This is a genomic window from Mesotoga sp. HF07.pep.5.2.highcov (assembly GCF_003666285.1).
GTDB classification, from domain to species: domain Bacteria; phylum Thermotogota; class Thermotogae; order Petrotogales; family Kosmotogaceae; genus Mesotoga; species Mesotoga prima.
This window is the reverse complement of sequence record NZ_JFHJ01000430.1, coordinates 1-4,205: the sequence shown is the minus strand read 5'-3', so window position 1 is coordinate 4,205 and position 4,205 is coordinate 1. Positions and strand designations below refer to the sequence as shown.

Below are 4,205 nucleotides of genomic sequence, written 5' to 3'. Positions count from 1 at the left end.
AGTGCGAATAGCTTTGGATTGCTTCTTACATATCTGGCCGCTTTCAAGTTCATCTCGCCCCAGGCCCAGTACATCTTCTCATACGATCTTTCGTTTTCATAAGGAAGAGCGTCAAAAGTTACCACCGGGATTCCACGTGAAGCGAGTTTCTCTGGGATCCCCATATTGGCATCACTGGAAAAGGCATTGTAGGCTCGGCCGAAGATAACGACACCGAAATCCGATTTCTCTAGGTTCTCAAGAAATCTGTCTCCGATTTCTTTTATCCTTCTTACGCTGTCTTCGTAGGATCTTACTCCATTGGAAAAGGCAGTCAAAGCTTCTTTACGATTCCTTCCCAGTGACTTCGCGAGCGAGACGAACTTCTCCTTCTCTTTCTCAAAGCCCCGCGAGAAATCGAAGAAATCTGTCAAAATTCTTTTCGACTTGAGTTCCTCAAAACTCCCCATTAACCAGTCCGGTTCGCTCTGGACAAATGGGCAAAAGACCGAGTTTTCAACGGAGTTCTCAACCTCTAAACCCTTGACTGCTGGAATGAAGAAATAGTCGGGATTCTTCTCCAGAAGATCATAAATATAACCATGAGATAGTTCGACTGGAAAACAGAATTCAGATTTCTTTCTGTCCCAGCCCCTGGGATCGGACTTTTCCGGTACTACAATTCTGAACCCGAGACTGCTGAAGAAATTCGAGAACAGGGGAAAGAGAGTATTCATTGAGAGAGACTTGCTGATTCCTATAGTTTCAAGGCCCTTTTCTTCTGGCAGTTCAAAGACTATCTTCTCCCTATCGGTGGTATATATGTATTCGTTTCTGTTTATGGGAAGGTTAAGACGGACATTTTCGTACTTGTTGCAAGCGCCGCCGAAGGGAAACTTCTTTCCTCCAACTTCAATTATTCGGATTGGACACTTCCTGTCGCATTTCTCTGCTCCACCGTTACAAATGAAGGTGTTGAGATAACGCACTTCTTTTGAGATCAAGGCTCCCAGCTCAAAGCGCTCCTCTTCCAGTTGACCCGCTTGAAGCTTTTCCTTAACCATGAGTGATACACCAAACGCACCCATGAGTCCAGGATGAGGAGGAACAATTATCTCCTTTCCAGTAACTGCCGCCATTGCCACGGGGACAGCATGATTGAGACATACACCTCCCTGCATGAAGACTTTTTTCCCAACCGGTCTCATGGCCTTTACTCTGTTTGTGTAGTTCAGGCAGATGGAATAAACTAGGCCGGCGCAGATATCTTCTCTGGAGATACCCTCGTTAATTGCAGTCTTTATGTCGCTGCTGATAAAAGCTGCACACTGATCACTGAAGTTTGGGGGAGATTGACCCTTAAGCGCATACTCTCCAATTTCTCTGTAATCTATGTTTAGAGATTCCTTTGCAGATTCTTCGAGAAAAGAACCTGTACCTGCAGAACAGGCTTCGTTCATTGCGTAGTCCAGGGCAACGCCATTGGATAAGAAAGTGTACTTGGCATCCTGGCCGCCAATCTCAAATATCGTATCGACTTCTCTATCGAAGAATGAGGCAGCCCTTGCGTGAGCCATAATCTCATTGTAAACGGCACTCGTCTCGCAATAAAGACCCACTATCTTCCTTCCGGAACCGGTTACTCCGAGACCAATTATCTCGACGGGAACATCTAGTGAATTGCGGATCTCGTCAAGGCACTGTCGAGTAGCTTTTATAGGATCTCCCATAGTCCTGAGATATGAACTCGCTAGAATGGCATTGTCTCTGGCTCTCATAACAACTGCCTTGGTGGTAGTCGAGCCAACGTCCACACCGAGAATGCAAGAATCGCCGCTTTCAGCTGTTTTGAAAGGCATATCCTTGAAATCAACCATGTTTACGAACTTCGAAAGAGGTTCATTCTTCGGGAAAGTCATTACTCCTTCCTTGAAGACACTTTCTTTATCTATCTCGATTTCTTCGAGAGTATTAGCATATAGATAAGCGCCGAAGGCCTCAAAGAAGAGAGCCTCATCCGGTATGGTAATTTCGGCGATTTCTTTCAGATGGTTCAACATAAGGCGGTTTTTTGTTACTCCACCAATCAAAAGTATCTTTTTTACTCCAGCTCTGTGCATGAGTTCGCCGATCTTGTCAGACATGACCTTTCCAAGACCGTTGAGTACCGATTCTTTTGGTGTTCCCTTATTGAGAGCATGTGTACAGTCGCTCTTGCAGAATACGGTGCACCTTGATGAAAGCTCGTAAATCTCGTCTGTTTCAACGGCGTTTGCATCATCAAGGTCGATATCCATTCGCTTCATTTGCTGGAGGAAGAACTCGCCAGTTCCTGAAGCACATTTGCTGCCTGTAAATACGGCAGTAATGTTTCCCTTGTCGTTTAGCTTATACAGGGTAAAATTCTCCCCACCCACGCTCATAATTGCTTCATGATCTCCGTACTTGCTTTTCAGTTCTTTGTAGGCAAATTCAGTAGCTTCAACTTCGGGGATCTGGGGGAGATTCAACAGTTTTCTTCCCTTCTTTCCTGTTGCTACAACCAAACCTGTTTCAAGAATCTCTGGAAGAAAGCCCTTGAGTACTTTTAGTGGATTTCCTTCGTGCAGGAGTCGCCTGGGTGTTTGCCCATCATACCAAGAAATAGTGCTTGAGCCTATGCAAAGTCCGATTCTATTCAAGAAGTTCACCTCAAACCATTAAACAGTCCAATGATAGCATAGACAGAGATTATTGTATTTCAGGATCGCAAAAATCTTCCGCTATGTGATTTACAGTTTTTTAAGTGGACTTTATTGCAAGAAGATAAATCTTCAAAGAAATGGATTCCAATGAAGACGATTTCGTAGATTTCGTGGTGTTAACCAGGTTATCTGTTTCATTTCAGGTCTCCACATTTCTCCTCTTATTCGAAGATTCGAATTCTCTATATCATTAGGATGTTCGGATTAAGACACACTAGACTAATCTCGAGGTCTTCCTTTCTCCACTCCTGGAGGGCAGTACAGAGGATCAAGAGCTCTTGGTGAAGGCAGGTACATTCTCAAGGACAAAGAAAAAGGTCCATTGGGGGCGGGGAGCCAGTTGCTTTCGAGATCAATGCCGGGCGAATCATGCTGGATATAGATGTCGAGAGATCCATCATCGTTGTATAACAATCTCGACCGATTACCAATAGAATATCTGTTTATCGGGTTGGGAACCATGAACTCGTCATCACCGTACACTGTAATCGACCAGAACCCACCGGGTTCTGTAGGAGGTATTTCATGGCTTTCGAAATGAATCCTGTAATCGTACTTTGAGCCGTCATATGCTTCATTGTCGGCATCGACGTAACTTGTGGGGTAATATGCTTCTTCGAGATCATTTCCATACAGACCCATATATGCTGCTGCCGCCCTGATTTCGTATTTTCCCTGCATTTGCTGACGACTGCCGAATATACGTTTCGTCAAATTCCACCCGTTCTTTGTAACTCCCATCTTCTCGGACGGCCGCAATATGATCCTCATCGCATCTTCGATCCCCTTTTCAATTGCGATGATCATCTCAGGTTGCAAGTCGTTTTCACTAAATGGAAGGTTTGGGCCTATGCCGATTAGACCAAAACGCTCAATGAGAGCCTTTTCAGAAGGATGTATCTCAAGCTGTCCAAGAAGGAAGTTCAAATACGAAATAAAGCCTGCCGATTCAGCTTTTTCCTGACTGAACGGCGGAAAGGCTATCGGTTCGACAGCTGAAGAAGTTTGACCACCGCGGAAAGCTCCAAAAGGTCTGATTTTGAAGCTGTCTTGAATCTTTGCAACGGCATCGATATCACCTTCTAACTCAGGATTTACGGAAATTCTTACGATGCAGAAGACGAAATTCCCTTCGCTGGTGAACACCTCATCGATTTCGTTGGGAATCTCAACGAAAGAGGACGGGCCACTGATCATTACTGTCAATTTCCTGCAACCGGTGGTTCTCGTTCCTGCGTATGCGAAGTTATGTGTGTACATGTCGATGAACTGGACTGAGAAATATCTTTCACAGATGCTTGGAATCTCTATTATTACCGGTTCGTTCCTCAGATCAAGCCATGCAGCCGAGAACAACATATCGTTGTTTGGTCTTGCTATTTCTCTGAACTCCGGCCCCAGTAATCCTTGAAGATGTTCAAACTCGTTGAATGAATTTGGAATCACTGCCTGGAGAACCATAGTTCTGTAGTTCTCAAGCAT

Annotated in this window: 2 protein-coding genes; both read right to left on the bottom strand. The window is 44.7% G+C overall.

Annotated features, from left to right (window positions below; translation table 11 throughout):
* Window positions 1-2,660 (bottom strand): acyl-CoA dehydratase activase (locus BG32_RS09035; RefSeq protein WP_220660321.1); only part of this gene is annotated, 2,660 nt, incomplete at its 3' end.
* Window positions 2,661-2,942: 282 nt separating this feature from the next.
* A partial coding sequence (locus BG32_RS09030; protein ID WP_147434909.1) for a DUF1254 domain-containing protein occupies window positions 2,943-4,205 on the bottom strand: 1,263 nt, incomplete at its 5' end.